At 38.4% G+C, this 15816-nt stretch carries 15 protein-coding genes, 7 tRNA genes and 1 pseudogene; 17 read left to right on the forward strand and 6 right to left on the reverse strand.

Features of this window, described 5'->3' with window-relative positions:
* Positions 1 to 57: 57 nt before the first annotated feature.
* Together ESZ36_RS19610 and ESZ36_RS19620 are read left to right on the forward strand one after the other, a co-directional pair.
* Complete coding sequence (locus tag ESZ36_RS19610) at positions 58 to 957, forward strand: DMT family transporter (protein WP_146791023.1); 900 nt, start codon at positions 58 to 60, stop codon at positions 955 to 957.
* Between the two features lie 330 nt (positions 958 to 1287).
* Positions 1288 to 1791 (forward strand): FKBP-type peptidyl-prolyl cis-trans isomerase, encoded by a 504-nt coding sequence (locus tag ESZ36_RS19620; RefSeq protein ID WP_146791027.1) that lies wholly within the window; start codon positions 1288 to 1290, stop codon positions 1789 to 1791.
* Here ESZ36_RS19620 and ESZ36_RS22995 read toward each other — a convergent pair.
* Positions 1787 to 1990 (reverse strand): annotated as a pseudogene (locus ESZ36_RS22995) (hypothetical protein); the annotation flags it as partial. The gene ESZ36_RS19620 and the pseudogene ESZ36_RS22995 sit on opposite strands and share 5 nt — an antisense overlap.
* A gap of 419 nt (positions 1991 to 2409) precedes the next feature.
* Here ESZ36_RS22995 and ESZ36_RS19630 point away from each other — a divergent pair.
* Positions 2410 to 2799 (forward strand): hypothetical protein, encoded by a 390-nt coding sequence (locus ESZ36_RS19630; RefSeq protein ID WP_146791029.1) that lies wholly within the window; start codon positions 2410 to 2412, stop codon positions 2797 to 2799.
* Positions 2800 to 2805: 6 nt separating this feature from the next.
* Positions 2806 to 3390 carry a class I SAM-dependent methyltransferase gene (locus tag ESZ36_RS19635; protein WP_146791031.1) on the forward strand — a complete coding sequence of 195 codons (585 nt, stop codon included), beginning with the start codon at positions 2806 to 2808 and terminating at the stop codon, positions 3388 to 3390.
* A 57-nt stretch (positions 3391 to 3447) separates the two neighbouring features.
* Here the strand turns inward: ESZ36_RS19635 and ESZ36_RS19640 are convergent, their stop codons facing one another.
* The 4 genes from ESZ36_RS19640 to metG all read right to left on the reverse strand — a co-directional run bounded on the left by ESZ36_RS19640 (position 3448) and on the right by metG (position 7658).
* A complete protein-coding gene (locus ESZ36_RS19640) occupies positions 3448 to 4095 on the reverse strand; it encodes a carbohydrate-binding family 9-like protein (RefSeq protein WP_146791033.1) in 648 nt (215 codons plus the stop codon).
* Between the two features lie 80 nt (positions 4096 to 4175).
* Positions 4176 to 4922 (reverse strand): tRNA (N6-threonylcarbamoyladenosine(37)-N6)-methyltransferase TrmO, encoded by a 747-nt coding sequence (gene tsaA / locus ESZ36_RS19645; protein ID WP_146791035.1) that lies wholly within the window; start codon positions 4920 to 4922, stop codon positions 4176 to 4178.
* Position 4923: 1 nt separating this feature from the next.
* Positions 4924 to 5346 carry an Rcs stress response system protein RcsF gene (gene rcsF, locus ESZ36_RS19650; protein ID WP_146791037.1) on the reverse strand — a complete coding sequence of 141 codons (423 nt, stop codon included), beginning with the start codon at positions 5344 to 5346 and terminating at the stop codon, positions 4924 to 4926.
* 167 nt (positions 5347 to 5513) lie between these two features.
* Positions 5514 to 7658, reverse strand: coding sequence for a methionine--tRNA ligase (metG, locus tag ESZ36_RS19655; RefSeq protein ID WP_146791039.1), 2145 nt, complete (start codon positions 7656 to 7658; stop codon positions 5514 to 5516).
* A gap of 112 nt (positions 7659 to 7770) precedes the next feature.
* Between metG and apbC the strand changes: the two genes are divergently transcribed.
* Together apbC and dcd are read left to right on the forward strand one after the other, a co-directional pair.
* A complete protein-coding gene (apbC, locus tag ESZ36_RS19660) occupies positions 7771 to 8961 on the forward strand; it encodes an iron-sulfur cluster carrier protein ApbC (RefSeq protein ID WP_146791041.1) in 1191 nt (396 codons plus the stop codon).
* A 41-nt stretch (positions 8962 to 9002) separates the two neighbouring features.
* Entirely contained in the window at positions 9003 to 9593 is a 591-nt protein-coding gene (dcd, locus tag ESZ36_RS19665; RefSeq protein WP_146791043.1) for a dCTP deaminase, read from the forward strand.
* Positions 9594 to 9664: 71 nt separating this feature from the next.
* Here the strand turns inward: dcd and ESZ36_RS19670 are convergent, their stop codons facing one another.
* Complete coding sequence (locus ESZ36_RS19670) at positions 9665 to 10579, reverse strand: gluconeogenesis factor YvcK family protein (RefSeq protein ID WP_146791045.1); 915 nt, start codon at positions 10577 to 10579, stop codon at positions 9665 to 9667.
* Between the two features lie 833 nt (positions 10580 to 11412).
* Here ESZ36_RS19670 and ESZ36_RS19675 point away from each other — a divergent pair.
* From ESZ36_RS19675 to ESZ36_RS19725, 11 genes are all read left to right on the forward strand, one after another.
* Positions 11413 to 11488: transfer RNA gene (locus tag ESZ36_RS19675), tRNA-Ala, on the forward strand.
* Between the two features lie 102 nt (positions 11489 to 11590).
* Positions 11591 to 11666, forward strand: a tRNA-Glu gene (locus ESZ36_RS19680).
* Between the two features lie 127 nt (positions 11667 to 11793).
* Positions 11794 to 11869 (forward strand) — tRNA-Glu (locus tag ESZ36_RS19685).
* Positions 11870 to 12046: 177 nt separating this feature from the next.
* A tRNA-Glu gene (locus ESZ36_RS19690) sits at positions 12047 to 12122 on the forward strand.
* A gap of 110 nt (positions 12123 to 12232) precedes the next feature.
* Positions 12233 to 12308 (forward strand) — tRNA-Glu (locus ESZ36_RS19695).
* Between the two features lie 110 nt (positions 12309 to 12418).
* Positions 12419 to 12494, forward strand: a tRNA-Glu gene (locus ESZ36_RS19700).
* 214 nt (positions 12495 to 12708) lie between these two features.
* A tRNA-Glu gene (locus tag ESZ36_RS19705) sits at positions 12709 to 12784 on the forward strand.
* 198 nt (positions 12785 to 12982) lie between these two features.
* Positions 12983 to 13402, forward strand: a complete 420-nt coding sequence (locus tag ESZ36_RS19710; protein ID WP_146791047.1) for a GFA family protein — start codon at positions 12983 to 12985, stop codon at positions 13400 to 13402.
* Between the two features lie 335 nt (positions 13403 to 13737).
* A complete protein-coding gene (locus ESZ36_RS19715; protein ID WP_146791049.1) occupies positions 13738 to 14622 on the forward strand; it encodes a patatin-like phospholipase family protein in 885 nt (294 codons plus the stop codon).
* A 73-nt stretch (positions 14623 to 14695) separates the two neighbouring features.
* Positions 14696 to 15082 carry an SMU1112c/YaeR family gloxylase I-like metalloprotein gene (gene gloA2, locus ESZ36_RS19720; RefSeq protein WP_146791051.1) on the forward strand — a complete coding sequence of 129 codons (387 nt, stop codon included), beginning with the start codon at positions 14696 to 14698 and terminating at the stop codon, positions 15080 to 15082.
* A gap of 73 nt (positions 15083 to 15155) precedes the next feature.
* Positions 15156 to 15695 carry a DUF924 family protein gene (locus ESZ36_RS19725; protein ID WP_146791053.1) on the forward strand — a complete coding sequence of 180 codons (540 nt, stop codon included), beginning with the start codon at positions 15156 to 15158 and terminating at the stop codon, positions 15693 to 15695.
* Positions 15696 to 15816: the final 121 nt, after the last annotated feature.

Genomic DNA, 15816 nt, shown 5'->3' on the forward strand with positions numbered 1-15816 from the left:
TATAGCCGAACAATACAGCCTAACGATTATTGATTACAAATAGAATAGGGTACATTTTTGGACATTTGGATTTATTTCACTTTATTAGCCGCAACGATGCAGGCAGTAAGAACCGCGGGACAAAAGCAGTTATCGGGTAAGCTCAATTCAATGGCCACCACGGGGGTACGCTATTTCTTTGCCTTACCTTTTGCATGGGCCTATCTATGGTGGATGCTTGATTTTAGAGAAGTAGCAGTACCAGCACTCAATAACGACTTTTTACAATACGCCTTAATTGCCTGTGTGATGCAGATATGGGGCACCGCGTGTTTAGTCGCCGCTTTTCGCTACCGTAACTTTGCGGTGGCGACGAGTTTAGCTAAAACGGAAGCGATTCAAGTAGCCATTGTTGGCGCTTTGCTGTTCGGCGCTACGCTGTCTGGCTTAGGTTGGTTTAGTGTTGTTGTCGGTGTTGTTGGTGTATTTTTAGTGTCTAAAGTAAGGTTTAGCTTAAAAGATATTTTGGCTGATTCACAAGGTCTCATTGGCATGGGATATGGTTTAGCTGCCGGTCTTGGTTTAGCTATTACCACCTTGCTTATTCGTGAATCAAGCTTAGCTCTCAATACTGATTTGATGGTCAGTGCTGCGGTCACCTTGGTGTTTATGATCACAGTACAATCGTTTATTTCGCTTATTTATGTCTACATCCAAGATAAATCACAATTGCCGCTAATGATGAAGCACTGGCGGTTATGCTTATTTGTTGGCATTACCAGTGTATTAGGCTCAATCGGCTGGTTTACTGCAGCGAGTTATCAAAATGCGGCTTATGTAAAAGCATTGGGGCAGGTTGAATTCTTTATTACCTTGGCATTAACTTATCGTGTATTTAAAGAAACGATCACTTTAAAAGAATACTTAGGTATGTTCCTGATTGTTTTAAGTGTAGTTATATTACTGTTATGGTCGTAAAAGTAGGGTCATAAACGTATGCTGTTAAATAGACTTGATTACTGGGTAAAGCAAGGTATTATGCTCAGCATTACATTAAATATTATAATAGCATTTGGATTAATTAAGATTGCAGAATTCAATGAGAATAAATTTTCAAGGACAAGGCGCTTAATTGAGCAATAGCTGGCTATTGGGATTGAAAGCAACGACGTTATTGGAGATTTAGGCCATTTGAAAATGATCACTTTCTTAGTACAATTGGTATTATTACTCACACGAGTATTTAATTTAAGTTTTACATAAATATTAAACCTACATATTAACAAAAGTACTAAAGAAGAGATTACTATGAAAATTGCTGAAAAAACCGTTGCTCACTTTCACTACACCCTTAAAAATGAAGCGGGTGAAGAAATAGAATCATCAGACGGTCATGAGCCTTTAACCTATTTACATGGCGCTAACAATACTTTACCGGGCTTAGAAACAGCTTTAACAGGTAAAGAAAGAGGTGAGAAATTCTCAGTAACTTTACAACCAGAAGATGCTTACGGCCCTTATCAAGAAGGCTTAGAGCAACGTGTGCCAGTTAAACACTTACAAGGTTTAGTAAGCAAAAATGCTAAATGGAAAAAAGGCATGACGGCTGCAGTACAAACTGACGCTGGTCAACGCCAAGTTACCGTACTAAAAGTGGGTAAATTTATGGTTACTGTTGATATTAACCCACCATTAGCGGGTAAAGTACTGACTTTTGATATTGAAATTGTTGACGTACGTGAAGCGACTGAAGAAGAAGTACAACACGGACATGTTCACAGTGCCGATAGCAGCTGTGGTCACGATCATTAGGGTCTGCTGATCTTTCGAGATTGTTTTTGCAGCGGTTTGTTGGGTATTTATACAAGGCAGAGCCTTTGTCATGTGGTTGTTCCACATAAAAAGGCGATAACGCCGTACAAATGACCAACAAACGCTGTCCGAAGGATTCGGCTAAAAGCGTCTTATTCATTGTTGAGTAGTATTTGCGTAGAGTGACTAGGCTACACACTACTCGCCGCGATTAAAACGCTTTTATCTCGAAAAAAATTTAACCGTGAAAGATCAACAGACCCTAGTCTAATGTTCGATATTAATTAGCCGTTGTTACGGCTTATTAAAGACTAGATAAAAAGCGCTAAGTAGTTTAACTACTTAGCGCTTTTTTGATTTTGATAGGTCACTTAATACCAAATGAAATAATGAATGATTCAATTCAGAGCTGTGTCAGGGAAGTTAGAACAAGCAAAATGTGTGCGTATATATTCATTCTATATCGACCAATACTGATGTGTATTACCGTATCTAAAAAATACTATTTATTATTATTAACTGAAAATTTCACACAACTTCATCTTTAATCAATTTAACAGCACGTTATAATGAGTTATTGTTCAGTTTGAAATCTTTTATTTAAAGTGTGAAGTTCTTTTGTCTATTATTCCTAACTTTATCGGTAAACGCTGGTTAAAAATATCATTACGCACAACCCATCTAGTTGGTTTTGCGGGTGTTTTTGGTTCGATTTTAACCGGAACAGAACAAGATGTTTATTGGGGCATTACGATTGTAAGTGGCTTAGGTTTATTAAGCCTTGAAGCGTTATCTAACTTTGTCTGGTTTGTACAAATCAGGGCGCTTGCTATGTATATTAAATTGACTCTGCTTACCTGTGTTTTCTTTTTTGATGAATATGCTTGGCATTGTTTAGTTGCGATAATCATTATCTCAGGCATGATCTCCCATGCACCCAGTTCGGTGCGTTATTATTCATTTGTTCATGGTAGAAAAATTACCTCATTAAACGACACCAAAGGATAGCTTCAATTGAGTCACTCCCCGTTATTAGAAAAAGCTATTGAGTTATTACGTGAAGCAAATATGCAAGCGCCAGTGCTTGATCTTGAATGTGGTAGTGGCAGAAACGGACTTTACCTGGTAAATCAAAACATCCCTGTGGTCTTTGCTGATATAAAAGAATCGGCTTTAGAGCAGGTTGAAAGTACAGTAATTCGTCATCAATGTGGGGGGAAATCAACGGCGGACTTTTGGCAAGTTGATTTTGAGCAAGACAGTTTTGAACAAGAGGAGTTAAAGCCTTTAGCGGGTAAGTCCTTTTCAGCGATTATCGTTTTTCGTTATTTGCACCGACCTCTATTTGAACAAATCAAGCAAGCTGTTATTCCTGGTGGTTATGTTGTTTATGAAACCTTTACCGTAGATCAGCCACAATTTGGCCGACCCAAAAATCCTAAATTTTTATTAAACCATGGTGAGTTGGCTGAACTATTTTCTGATTGGCATATTATCCATAGTTTTGAAGGCGTCATTGATGCAAAAAACGCTGATGTTAATAATGAATCAGGAAAACAAGCTATTGCCCAGATTATTGCAAGGAAGCCATTGTTCTAATAAAGCCATTGCGGTAAGGAAGCACCCTTGTCAATTTTTGCTTTTACATATAAGGCGTTAGGTAAACACTAACTCGCCAAAATATTCAGGTCTATGATAATCGGGTTCAGAGACATCAATATTATGCCATACCGCGTATTGTGGCTCTGTTCTACCACCACAGCGATAGAAGTTGGCAAACCACTTAGCTTTATTCACGCTTTCGCCAGTTAGTTGCTCAATTGCTGCAAAGGGTAGTGCTATTTCAACACACCATTCATGATCATGTTCACTTTCTATTTTAACTGGTGAGGTAATACTGCTTTTACGTTGGATTAAACTCGCAGCTTCAAGGCTGATAAATTGACGATTATCACGTCCTTCACCATAAGCGAGGTGAAGTGTGCCACAGCAATTCACTTCTAAGTTAACGTAACTACTGCCCAACTTACCACTAGGGCTAAAGAAAAATTCCACACAGGAATCTTCACATACGAGCATGTTGTTTAGTTCGGTTTGCTTGGCGAAGCTGTAATGGTCTTGTGCAATTATCTGGATGAACAAAGTCTCGTTATTTGCAGTAAGCTTTACTTGTGTGTTTTGCTTTCTGCCACCTTGGTACCACGGAAAGTGATTAATTTCTATGGCATCTATTGCTTGCCAATCAGGGATAAAGTTCGCCGCGTTGTTACTCGAGACTGTTTTGTTAATAATATACTGGCTCATGGCTATCTCTTTTACTGATGTTAGCTGATGTTAACTTATCGAGTGCTTAGCAAAAAAGGGCAAACCCACTTTATTGCTTATCACTTGGTTACTTGAGTAATATTCAGTACTAATACGGTATCCAATGTGATCAATTGCCATTGGATATTTAAGTCATATAAGCTCATGCCATAAACCTTATCATCAGTTTTACCGCGTTTATAGGCTGGCCTGGGATCTTGTTTTAATACTTGCTCTATTAATAATCCTAATTCATTATCACGTTGTTTATATTTTATCAGATCAGCTTTCACTTGCTCACTAAATACAACGGACAAAGCGGCTTCTGGTTGCTCTTGTGCAAAACCCCCATTGGCATTCATAACTGCGTCAGAATAGGGCACATAAGGCTTTACATCGATAATAGGCGTGCCATTTAATAAGTCCAAACCAGAGATATGCAAAATGGTTTGCTTTTTTTCTGTCACAACCTTATCGAGTTTGACTACGGACATACCAATTGGGTTTGGCCGAAAAGTTGAGCGAGTTGCCAATACACCTGTTTTTACATTGCCGCCAAGGCGAGGTGGGCGTACTAAGGGCTTCCACCCTTGGTCTTGTGTGCCATGGAATACAAAGAGTAACCACAGATGACTAAACTGTTCAATATCTCGAACTAACTCATGATTATTAGCTTCACCAAGTAACACTACCTTACCTTTTGCTGCACTGACTAAGTTTGGCTGGCGAGGTATGGCAAACTTCTCTTGATAGGGCGACTCAATGACGCCTATGGCATCAAATTTAAAGCTTTGCACATCATGAGGGGTTTTGCATGTGTTTGACATTTTATTGTTCTACTTGCTCATTAGGGACCGCTAATCTATAGGCTTTACCGTAACAAACAACTTGTGCGACACAATGTTTGGTTTCTATATCAATACAGCTAGTAAAAATAATGGCATTGGCTTGTTTTAAATAAGCAGACTGTCTAGCTTGTGTACGCGCATTGATCTGATCAGGCGGCGCAAGGTGTTGCTCTTTTTGGCAATCTTCCCCTTCAACCAAACCTACATATTGATAATTTACGTTAAAATCTTGCTCGTCATTAAATATTTTAACTTTGCTAGCACTAAAATATTCCTCGGCATCATCAGCCTTAACGTTGCTTTCAAAGGTATAGTTACCAGTACATCCCCAAAGCATAGTTGTTAGGAGAACGACCGTTAGTGCTAATTTTAAAGGTATTTTTGAGGTAGAAATAAAGTTCATACAATTTCCTTTGGTCTGAATTAAAAAGATGCGCTTTGATCATGAATCGTTCAGGTATCCTGAAACTCGTATCTTGAAGTATCATGGGTATAGACATTAAAAAAGGTATAGTTGTTCACTATACCTTTTTATTGTTTTCATCTAACTGTTAAATATTACTTCAAGTTTTACTTAACGCGCATACCAGCTTTAGCGCCATCATCTGGATTTAATATCCATAAATCTTTATCGCCAGGGCCAGCAGCTAACACCATACCTTCAGACATACCAAAACGCATTTTACGTGGCGCTAAGTTAGCAACCATGACTGTGTGCTTGCCGATTAAATCTTCTGGGTTATAGGCTGACTTAATACCCGCGAAAACTTGACGAGTTTCGGTGCCTTCTTCATTAAGTGCTAAGGTTAGCTGTATTAACTTATCAGCCTTTTCAACATGTTCAGCATTAATGATTTTAACGATTCGTAAATCTATTTTGGCAAAATCATCAAAGCCAATTTCTTCAGAAAGTGGGTCGGCTGCTAAAGGATCAGCAAGTGCGGCTGAGTTATCAACTACTTTAGGGGCTTTCTTTTTCTTGGCAGGTTTTTTCTTTTCTTCTTCTGCATCGCCACCTAAACTGTCTTTTGAAGCATCAGTCATCGCATTAACTTTATCCATATCAACACGTTGTAATAACGCTTTGAATTTATTTATCTTATGGTCAGTTAATAAGGTTTTGTGTCCATCCCAAACTAGCTCATCATTTAAGAAAGCGGCAGTACTATCGGCAAGTACAGGCAATACAGGTTTTAAGTAGATCATTAAAGTACGGAACATATTGATACCAAGAGAACAAATATCGTGTACCTCTTGTTGCTTAGTTTCATCTTTAACCAGCTGCCATGGTTCTTTTATAGCTATATATTCATTTACTTTATCAGCAAGTGCCATTATTTCGCGCATACCACGGCCGAAATCACGTGATTCATAATGGGCAGCAATACTATCACCTGCAGCCATTACTTCATCCGCTAGGGCTTGATCATCAATGTTAGTTGATAACATGCCATCAAAACGTTTGGTGATAAAACTCGCACAACGAGAAGCGATATTAACCACTTTACCCACTAAATCAGAGTTAACGCGTTGTACAAAATCTTCAAGATTTAAATCTAAATCATCAATTTTGTGCGTTAATTTAGTCGCGTAGTAATAACGTAAGTATTCAGGGTTTAAATGCGCTAAATAGGTACTTGCTTTAACAAAAGTACCTTTAGATTTAGACATTTTTTCTCCGTTCACGGTAACAAAACCATGAGCGAAAACAGCTGTAGGCTTGCGGAAATCAGCACCTTCTAACATGGCTGGCCAAAAAAGACTGTGAAAGTTAATAATGTCTTTACCGATAAAATGATATAGCTCGGCGTCTGAATCTTTATTCCAAAAACTGTCAAAATCGATACTGGAATCTTTATTACATAGGTTTTTAAAACTGCCCATATAACCAATAGGAGCGTCTAACCAAACATAGAAAAATTTACCTGGGGCATTAGGTATTTCAAAACCAAAATAAGGTGCGTCACGGCTAATATCCCACTGTTTTAAGCCTTGTTCGAACCATTCAGTCAGTTTGTTTGCTACTTCTTCTTGCAATGTACCACTGCGTATCCAGTCTGCTAACATGGTTTCAAAAGCTGGTAAGTCAAAGAAGTAATGTTCAGAATCTTTTAATATCGGTGTAGCACCTGAAATAGCTGAACGTGGATTAAGTACTTCTGTTGGTGAGTAAGTCGCACCACAGTTGTCGCAGCTATCACCATTTTCATCTTCACTTTTACATTTTGGACAAGTACCTTTAACAAATCGATCAGCTAAGAACATGCCTTTTTCAGGATCATATAACTGAGAAATAGTACGGGTTTTAATATGACCTTTCGCATGTAAACTGTTGTAAATTCTTTCAGAGTACTCTTTGTTTTCATCGCTATGCGTTGTGTGGTAATTATCAAAGCTAATGTGAAAGTCACTAAATTCTTTAATACGCTCTTCACGCACACCTTTGATCATTTCTTCTGGTGTTATGCCAAGCTCTTGCGCTTTAAGCATAATCGGTGTGCCATGAGCATCATCAGCACATACAAAATACGTTTCATGTCCACGCATTCGTTGAAAACGTACCCAAATATCGGTTTGAATATGCTCTAGCATATGGCCTAAATGGATAGAACCATTGGCATAAGGAAGGGCACAAGTAACAAGAATTTTGCGCTTTTCTTGTAAAGAATGCGATGCAGTGTTTGATGTAGCTTCAGATAAAGTAGTGTCAGACATGAAAAATAGTTGTTTTTGATGGTAATAATGTCGGCAATAGTACAGAATTTAGCGATGATTTTCATTAGTTGAATGCAACTAATTTCGCTATTTCTCTTATAAAGGTCTCCAAATGACTATGTTTGGTAAAATTTTTTCAAAAAAAACGCCTAAAACTGACGTTAAATCAAACGGTGAAGCACTTAACTCATCTGAAATTGAACAGTTTATTAAAGACACATTATCGCATTATATTTCAGACAATTTTCCACAAGGTGTTCTGGCAGTTTGTCAGGAATTGAGCATCACTCAAAATAAAAAAATCACCATCAATCTTATTATGCCATTTGTCTGCCAAGGCGAGCTAGATTTGCTTGCCCAAACGTTAAGTGAGAATTTAGCTTGCACCGTTAGGATTAAAATAGCATTAGCGATAAAACCAGTGCGTCAATTTTCCCTTGGTAATGATAAAAATAAAGCTGATCAAGACAAAGCAGGGCAAGAAGGTACCGTACAAGGTAAAGTGGCGAACATTATTGCCATAGCCTCAGGTAAAGGCGGAGTAGGTAAGTCCACCACTACGGTTAATTTAGCGTATGCCTTAATGTGCGAAGGTGCCAGGGTAGGGATTTTAGATGCTGATATATACGGCCCATCAATTCCTTCTATGCTGGGTCTTAAAAATGAAAAGCCAAGTTCCAGTGATGGCAAGCTTATGACCCCTTTAGATGCTAAAGGTTTGAGTGCTATGTCGATTGGCTTTTTAGTTGATGAAGCAGATGCCACCGTTTGGCGAGGTCCTATGGCCAGCTCTGCATTCAATCAATTATTAAATGAAACTGATTGGCCAGAGCTTGATTATCTACTCATTGATATGCCGCCTGGTACGGGAGATATTCAATTAACTTTAGCGCAAAAAGTACCTGTTGCAGCCGCTGTAATCGTTACTACACCACAAGATATTGCTTTAATTGATGCAGTTAAAGGTATTGCCATGTTCGATAAAGTTAAAGTACCAGTATTAGGTATTGTCGAGAACATGAGTTATCACCTGTGCGAAAACTGTGGTCATCAAAGTCATATTTTTGGTGAAGCAGGTGGCGAGCATATGGCACATGATCATGAAACAAAACTATTAGGACAATTGCCGTTAGATATTGCTATTCGCCAAGATGCTGATTTTGGTGAATCTGACATAATTGAAAATAGCGCTGGTGAAATAGCCAATCATTACCGTAAAATAGCCCGAAATATTTCGGCGCAATTATTTTTACAGTGTGACATTGCCAGCCCGCTAACAGCAACAATAACCACGCGTATTTAAACCAGAAAGGTTTAAGCGCAACTAAGGTAAAGACAGCCATTATGAGATTATGTGATAAAGATATAGAACAATACCTTGATGATGAAAAGATAATTATCGAGCCAAAACCTGACAGTTCAATGATCTCAGGCGTCAGTGTTGATATTCGTTTGGGCAATGAATTTAGAGTTTTTCAAGATCATACCGCTCCGTATATTGATTTAAGTGCGCCAAAAGCTGAAGTACAAAAAGCCATGAATTCTATTATGAGTGATGAAATTCATATAGCTGACGGTGATGCTTTCTTTTTACATCCTGGAGAGTTGGCATTGGCAGTAACTTTGGAGTCAGTGACACTGCCTGATAATATTGTTGGTTGGCTTGATGGACGCTCATCATTAGCTCGTTTAGGGTTAATGGTTCATGTAACAGCGCACCGTATTGATCCCGGCTGGTCTGGTCAAATAGTTTTAGAGTTTTATAACAGCGGAAAATTACCATTAGCGCTGCGTCCTCAAATGAAAATAGCGGCGTTAAACTTTGAAACTATGTCATCAAGCGCAGCTCGCCCATATAACAAACGTGAAGATGCAAAGTATAGAGATCAAAAAGGCGCAGTTGCTAGTCGTATTAGTGAAGACGATAACGAATAAACATTAAGTTGAATGATTAACCTTTTCTAAAAAATATTATTTTTAGAAAATGTGTTAAAGAAATAGCGAGCTTAGCTCGCTATTTCTATTTTTACAGGGCTAGAAATTTGATTTACGCACGTTTCTAACGCATGAATTAGTTTTTCGGTATCATGGTGATGTGACACTTTATTATGAGTCAAGTCTTGGCAAATGATATTAACCTTATCTGAACTCATTTTTTCATCTTGGCAAATAACGCTATCAACCGGCATGCAACCAATATTTCTTTCAATCCAGTTAAGCTTTTCATCTATTGATAGTTTAGCGGCAGGGCTCTGCTCAGCAACAATATTGTCAATAAAAACACAGTGTCCTTTACGCTTATCTATTGCTTTAGCGATATCTCTCACTAAAAGTGGTGGTACAACACTGGTTAAGAAGCTGCCTGGACCCAGAATGATGAGGTCGGCATTCTCAATCGCATCAAGACAGGGCTTAACCGACTTAACTAATGGCGCTAACATTAAATCTGTTGGCATTATCGGCATTTCATCAACAGAGAGCTCACCAAGGCGGCAACGTCCTTCAGGGTAAAAAGCCATTAAGTCTGTTGGCGTTTCAGACATAGGTAAAACATGCGTTTTTACTCCGAGTATACGGCGAACTAATTTGATGGAGTCCATAGGGCTCGATTGTACTTTACCCAGACCGTAAAGAATCAAGTTACCAAGGTTATGTCCACCAAGCTCATCTTCACCTTCAAAGCGAAAGTTGAATAACTGACTACCAATTGAATTTTGATCCACTAACTGGGTTAAACAATTACGTAAATCACCCCAAGCAATAGTACTACTTCTTTTTCTTAGTCTACCCGTTGAACCGCCATTGTCGGTGGTAGTTACAATCCCGGTGAGTTTATTACCCATAAAGGATAGGGTACAGAGCACACGACCTAAACCGTGTCCGCCGCCAATGGCGACAATGTTAAGTTTTTTGAGCTGCATACGGTTTGCTGCTTTCGTTATGTATGGCTAAGTTAGCTAAACCATACCGTTAAATAGCAAAAAGATAAAGTAACTAAGCGTAAGGGAAACAATATACCTATACCCGTCACCAATCAAGATGCAGGTTTCAGAGTGCTTGAGCAATTTCAATTCAAGGCGCTGTAATGAAATAATGGTTATTCCATTGTGAATCACAGCAACGATGAAGTGATGTTGATCAAGCGCTTCTTCGATGGGGCTAAAAGCGATTTAGCCGGCGTTATTCATTTGAACAAGGGAATAACCCTGGTTTAAAATGAATGCCTTGGCTAAAGCACTTTTAACTCCCACTGAAATCTCGCACTTTGAATGGTAACGGGTATATACTCATTACCGTTCAAAACTGATGGTATAAGGTTGTCAGCCATCCAGTTTTGATGTTGCAGCAATAAAATGGGGGATAACCCCTATTTAATCGATGCGCTAAAGCTGTATTGATTCACAAACCCTACGAAATATATCTTGAGGTAGTTTGCTCGATGTATTTCGGATGTTGGAATAGAGTGAACAATGCTTCGTCTGTTGCTGACTGATAACAGGTCATTTCAAGCTGTTCAATAATTACACTATCATTACAGGAAGTTAGTTTAAATTAGATAAGAAATAACCACCTTGGTTATTATGCGATCAGTTAATGCAATTCTTTATAAATAAATGCCTTTTTTTATAAATAAGTGTTGACAGTTTCTTAGCTGCTGCTTAGAATGCGCCTCGTTTTCAGCAAGTGTTAGGTCCACTGGTTGAGAGCATGTTTGATAGCTATTAGGCCAGTTATTGAACGAACCGAATAATTCGGGGCTATAGCTCAGCTGGGAGAGCGCTTCGCTGGCAGCGAAGAGGTCTGCGGTTCGATCCCGCATAGCTCCACCATATTAGGTTTTTTGTTAACGTTAACTCTTGAGTTTTCATTAATGAAAAATAGATAGTTTAATTGGTTTGTTAATATTATTTATAATATAAACACTAATTTGTGTCCCTATCGTCTAGAGGCCTAGGACACCGCCCTTTCACGGCGGTAACAGGGGTTCGAATCCCCTTAGGGATGCCACTATTCTCTTTATCTCTTCTATTTATAGGTGAGGTAAAGGCAATTAAGTTTGCTTAAACTTATAAAACACTAAGCAATGTTTTGAAATAGTATTGCTCAAAGTTTACTTTGAAAAATCTAGTTCTGTGTCCCTATCGTCTAGAGGCCTAGGACACCGCCCTTTCACGGCGGTAACAGGGGTTCGAATCCCCTTAGGGATGCCAATTCTCTTTTGAGAATGAGCATTAAGTAAAAAAGTTGCTTAAACTTTTAAAAAATTAAGCATGTTCTGAAATAGCAATTTGCTAGTTCTGTATTGGGACAATGTTGGTCGGCTTCGCGGGCTCAGCACTCCTTTTACACATAACTAACGAAGTTTACTTCGAAAAAGCTAGTTCTGTGTCCCTATCGTCTAGAGGCCTAGGACACCGCCCTTTCACGGCGGTAACAGGGGTTCGAATCCCCTTAGGGATGCCACTTTTATCATAGCTTTAATAAGAGATGATGAAAGGAGCATTAAGTACAAGAAGTTGCTTAAACTTTTAAAAAATTAAGCATGTTCTGAAATAGCAATTTGCTAGTTCTGTGTCCCTATCGTCTAGAGGCCTAGGACACCGCCCTTTCACGGCGGTAACAGGGGTTCGAATCCCCTTAGGGATGCCACTTTTATCATACCTGTAATAAGAGATGATGAAAGGAGCATTAAGTATAAAAAGTTGCTTACACTTTTAAAAAATTAAGCTGTTCTGAATTTAGCGTAATGCTAGTTCTGTGTCCCTATCGTCTAGAGGCCTAGGACACCGCCCTTTCACGGCGGTAACAGGGGTTCGAATCCCCTTAGGGATGCCACTTTTATCATACCTTTAATAAGAGATGATGGAAGGAGCATGCAGTTATCTTATTACTGTTAAGTATCGTATTTTAAATACAGAGACTTAAAATAAGAAATTAGAGTTTTAGTTTTTCAATTGTCATTTATTAATGACATTGATTAAATTAAATCAGCAGAGTGATCTGCTAGATAGTTTGAAATGATTTAGTGTTAACCGTTAAGTCAATCAGTGTCCCTATCGTCTAGAGGCCTAGGACACCGCCCTTTCACGGCGGTAACAGGGGTTCGAATCCCCTTAGGGATGCCACTTTCTTTCTTGAATAAGTAAGCAAGTAACTACACAAGAAAACCCACGTAATATGTAAATATTACGTGGGTTTTTTTTTGCCAAATTTTTAGTTCTTATTTATTAATCCTGATTTTATCGTTGGCAGCGTTTTATTTTCACTTTATAGTATTATAAAATATTAATTACCATTTTATTGAAATGTAATGAGGAAGTAATATGCTCGAAATTAACTATCCTATAAATGGCGCTTGCCAATGCGGACAAGTAACCTATCAATTATTAGCTGCGCCACTTATGGTTGCTGCGTGCCATTGCCGTGAATGCCAAAAGCTATCAACGAGTGCTTTTAGTATCACTGCCGTAGTTAATGCTGCCGATGTAGTGTTTTCTGGAAAAATGTCTGATTGGAGCCGCTTAGCAGAGAACGGTAACACTAACGGGGCAAAATTCTGTCCTTGTTGTGGTAATCGTATATATCATTTTAATCCCAATTTTCCTGATAAAATAAAATTAAAACCGAGTACGTTAGAGGATACTAGTGTCATACAGCCCACTATGCATATTTGGACCAGTGAAAAACAAGCATGGTTTAAGTTGCCTTTAGACTTACCGTCACATGAAAAGCAGCCATTCTGATACCATTCCGTATAAAGAAGTGAGCACTTAGAACGGCATGGGCGACATGAGAACAATCAAAATATGCGTAGTTATAGTTATTCTACATCAAGCATGTTTTGTGAAGTTATCATGATGTTCCATGCGTTCCCAAAGGGCGAGTTTTCAAGGCTTATATACTGCGTTATTGATTTTGGTAAGGGAATAACCATTACCTACAATCAATGCCTTGTCTATAAGCCTTTAAATTCTCGCTAAGCGATCACTTTCTTATACGGATTGGTATAATGTTTCTATCGGTTTTTTAGTTGTGTGTTTACCGTGATTGCTATAAAGATTGATAAAAGAGGTTGAAGATGTCAGTAAATAAGAAAACGTCGATATCTCTTGTGTTAGGTAGTGGTGGTGCAAGAGGTTTAGCGCATATTGGTGTTATACATTGGTTAGAAGAGCAGGGATTTGAAATAACTTCTATTTCTGGTTGTTCAATGGGGGCACTCATTGGTGGTATTTATGCGGCTGGTAAACTTGACGTATTTGAACAGTGGGTGAGGGACATTAGTAAAGTTGATATTTTAACTTTACTTGATTTATCTTGGCAAAAAAATGGTCTAGTTAAAGGTGACAAAATAATTGCAACGCTTACGGAGTTAGTAGGGGATATCAGCATTGAAGATCTTCCTATTAAATACACAGCGGTTGCTGCTGATATCGCTAATGAAAAAGAGGTATGGCTAAGCTCTGGCAGTTTGTTCAGTGCTATTAGGGCTTCTATTTCATTACCACTCTTTTTTACTCCTTTTCATTATAATGGTGTGGACCTTATTGATGGTGGCGTGCTTAATCCGGTACCAATTGCTCCTACGTTCGGTGATAACACTGATTTCTCAATCGCAGTTAACTTAGGTGGAAGTCTTAAAACGTTGAACACCACTGAAACTCAGGTAAGTCTTATTGAAAATAAGCCATCGAGTAAACTGGACAGTTTTTTAGCGCGGTTTAAGAGTAAAGTTGTGTTACATAATGCTAATGAATGGGGCGCTTATGATATTGCTAATCAGGCTTTTGATGCGATGCAAAGTACTATAGCTCGACAAAAATTAGCGGCATATCCAGCAGATTATTTTGTTGAAATAGCGCGTAATGCGTGTGGTACCTTAGAGTTTCATCGTGCAGATGAAATGATAAAGCTTGGTTATGATACCGCACAAGCTTCTTTAGCTACGCTAAAGAATAATTAGTGAACAGTTAGAAACTGCCTAAGTAATACTGCCCATCTTTTTCATTAACGGCTTACACTATAAGGGAAATAACGTGTTAAATGGTATTCATCATGTGGCGATTATCTGCTCCGATTATGAAAAATCTAAAGATTTTTACACTCGAATTTTGGGCTTTAAAATAGTCGCAGAAAACTATAGAGCAGATCGAGATTCTTTTAAATTAGATTTAGCGTTAGCTAATGGCGCTCAAATCGAACTTTTTTCATTTCCTGGCGCCCCCAAAAGACCGAGCTTTCCAGAAGCTCAAGGACTTAGACACTTAGCTTTTAATGTCGAAAACGTTGCGGTGGTTAGTCAGTATTTGGCGAACTTGGGTGTTGAGGTTGAACCTATTCGAGTAGATGAGTATACGGATAAAAAGTTTACTTTTTTTAGTGACCCTGATGGCTTGCCTTTAGAGTTGTATCAGCAATCTTAATTCGAAAAGGTAAGCGAGAATAAATTTTATAACAGTGAAATTTATAAATTATAAGTGTTACAGAGGAAATGAAATGAACTATCAAGAAGTTATCGACTTTTGGTTTAAAGAAATAGAGCCGGCTCGCTGGTGGGTAAAAGAGTTAAGCTTCGATAAGGAGATAACTAAGCGATTTTTTGAAATTCATCAGTCGGCAAAACAATGTGAATTAGTACATTGGCGAAAAACAGCCTCTGGTCGACTTGCCGAAATCATTGTATTGGATCAATTTTCACGCAACATGTATCGAGATACCCCTCAAGCCTTCGCTTATGATGGAATTGCTTTAGCGCTAGCACAAGAAGCAATTGCTTTGGGTGCGGATAAAACACTTGAACCGATAGAGAATAGTTTTTTATATATGCCTTTTATGCACAGTGAATCAATAGTCATTCACAAAAAAGCCTTAGCGCTTTATCAGGCTAATGGCATAGTGAGCAATGTTGAATTTGAAGGTAAACATAAAGATATTATTGAGCGCTTTGGTCGCTATCCGCACCGAAATATTATCTTAAATAGAGAATCTACCGACGAAGAAGTTAAATTTTTATCGCAACCTAACTCCTCATTTTAATAATTTAGTTTGATCTGTTGGCTGAATTGGTAGACCTAATTTATTGGGTAAATTCGGTTTATGCATATATAAGGACTAACTTTGTATGAACTAATTTTACCTGCTTAATGTAAGCAGGGCA

This window comes from Colwellia demingiae (genome assembly GCF_007954275.1).
Classification (GTDB): Bacteria; Pseudomonadota; Gammaproteobacteria; order Enterobacterales; family Alteromonadaceae; genus Colwellia; species Colwellia demingiae.

What these genes read in the sequence shown, in the direction of transcription:
- ESZ36_RS19620 (WP_146791027.1), top strand. Translation starts at nt 1,288, where the DNA reads ATGAAAATTGCTGAAAAAACCGTTGCTCACTTTCACTACACCCTTAAA.
- ESZ36_RS19640 (WP_146791033.1), bottom strand. Translation starts at nt 4,095, where the DNA reads ATGAGCCAGTATATTATTAACAAAACAGTCTCGAGTAACAACGCGGCG.
- tsaA (WP_146791035.1), bottom strand. Translation starts at nt 4,922, where the DNA reads ATGTCAAACACATGCAAAACCCCTCATGATGTGCAAAGCTTTAAATTT.
- rcsF (WP_146791037.1), bottom strand. Translation starts at nt 5,346, where the DNA reads ATGAACTTTATTTCTACCTCAAAAATACCTTTAAAATTAGCACTAACG.
- metG (WP_146791039.1), bottom strand. Translation starts at nt 7,658, where the DNA reads ATGTCTGACACTACTTTATCTGAAGCTACATCAAACACTGCATCGCAT.
- apbC (WP_146791041.1), top strand. Translation starts at nt 7,771, where the DNA reads ATGACTATGTTTGGTAAAATTTTTTCAAAAAAAACGCCTAAAACTGAC.
- dcd (WP_146791043.1), top strand. Translation starts at nt 9,003, where the DNA reads ATGAGATTATGTGATAAAGATATAGAACAATACCTTGATGATGAAAAG.
- ESZ36_RS19670 (WP_146791045.1), bottom strand. Translation starts at nt 10,579, where the DNA reads ATGCAGCTCAAAAAACTTAACATTGTCGCCATTGGCGGCGGACACGGT.
- ESZ36_RS19710 (WP_146791047.1), top strand. Translation starts at nt 12,983, where the DNA reads ATGCTCGAAATTAACTATCCTATAAATGGCGCTTGCCAATGCGGACAA.
- ESZ36_RS19715 (WP_146791049.1), top strand. Translation starts at nt 13,738, where the DNA reads ATGTCAGTAAATAAGAAAACGTCGATATCTCTTGTGTTAGGTAGTGGT.
- ESZ36_RS19725 (WP_146791053.1), top strand. Translation starts at nt 15,156, where the DNA reads ATGAACTATCAAGAAGTTATCGACTTTTGGTTTAAAGAAATAGAGCCG.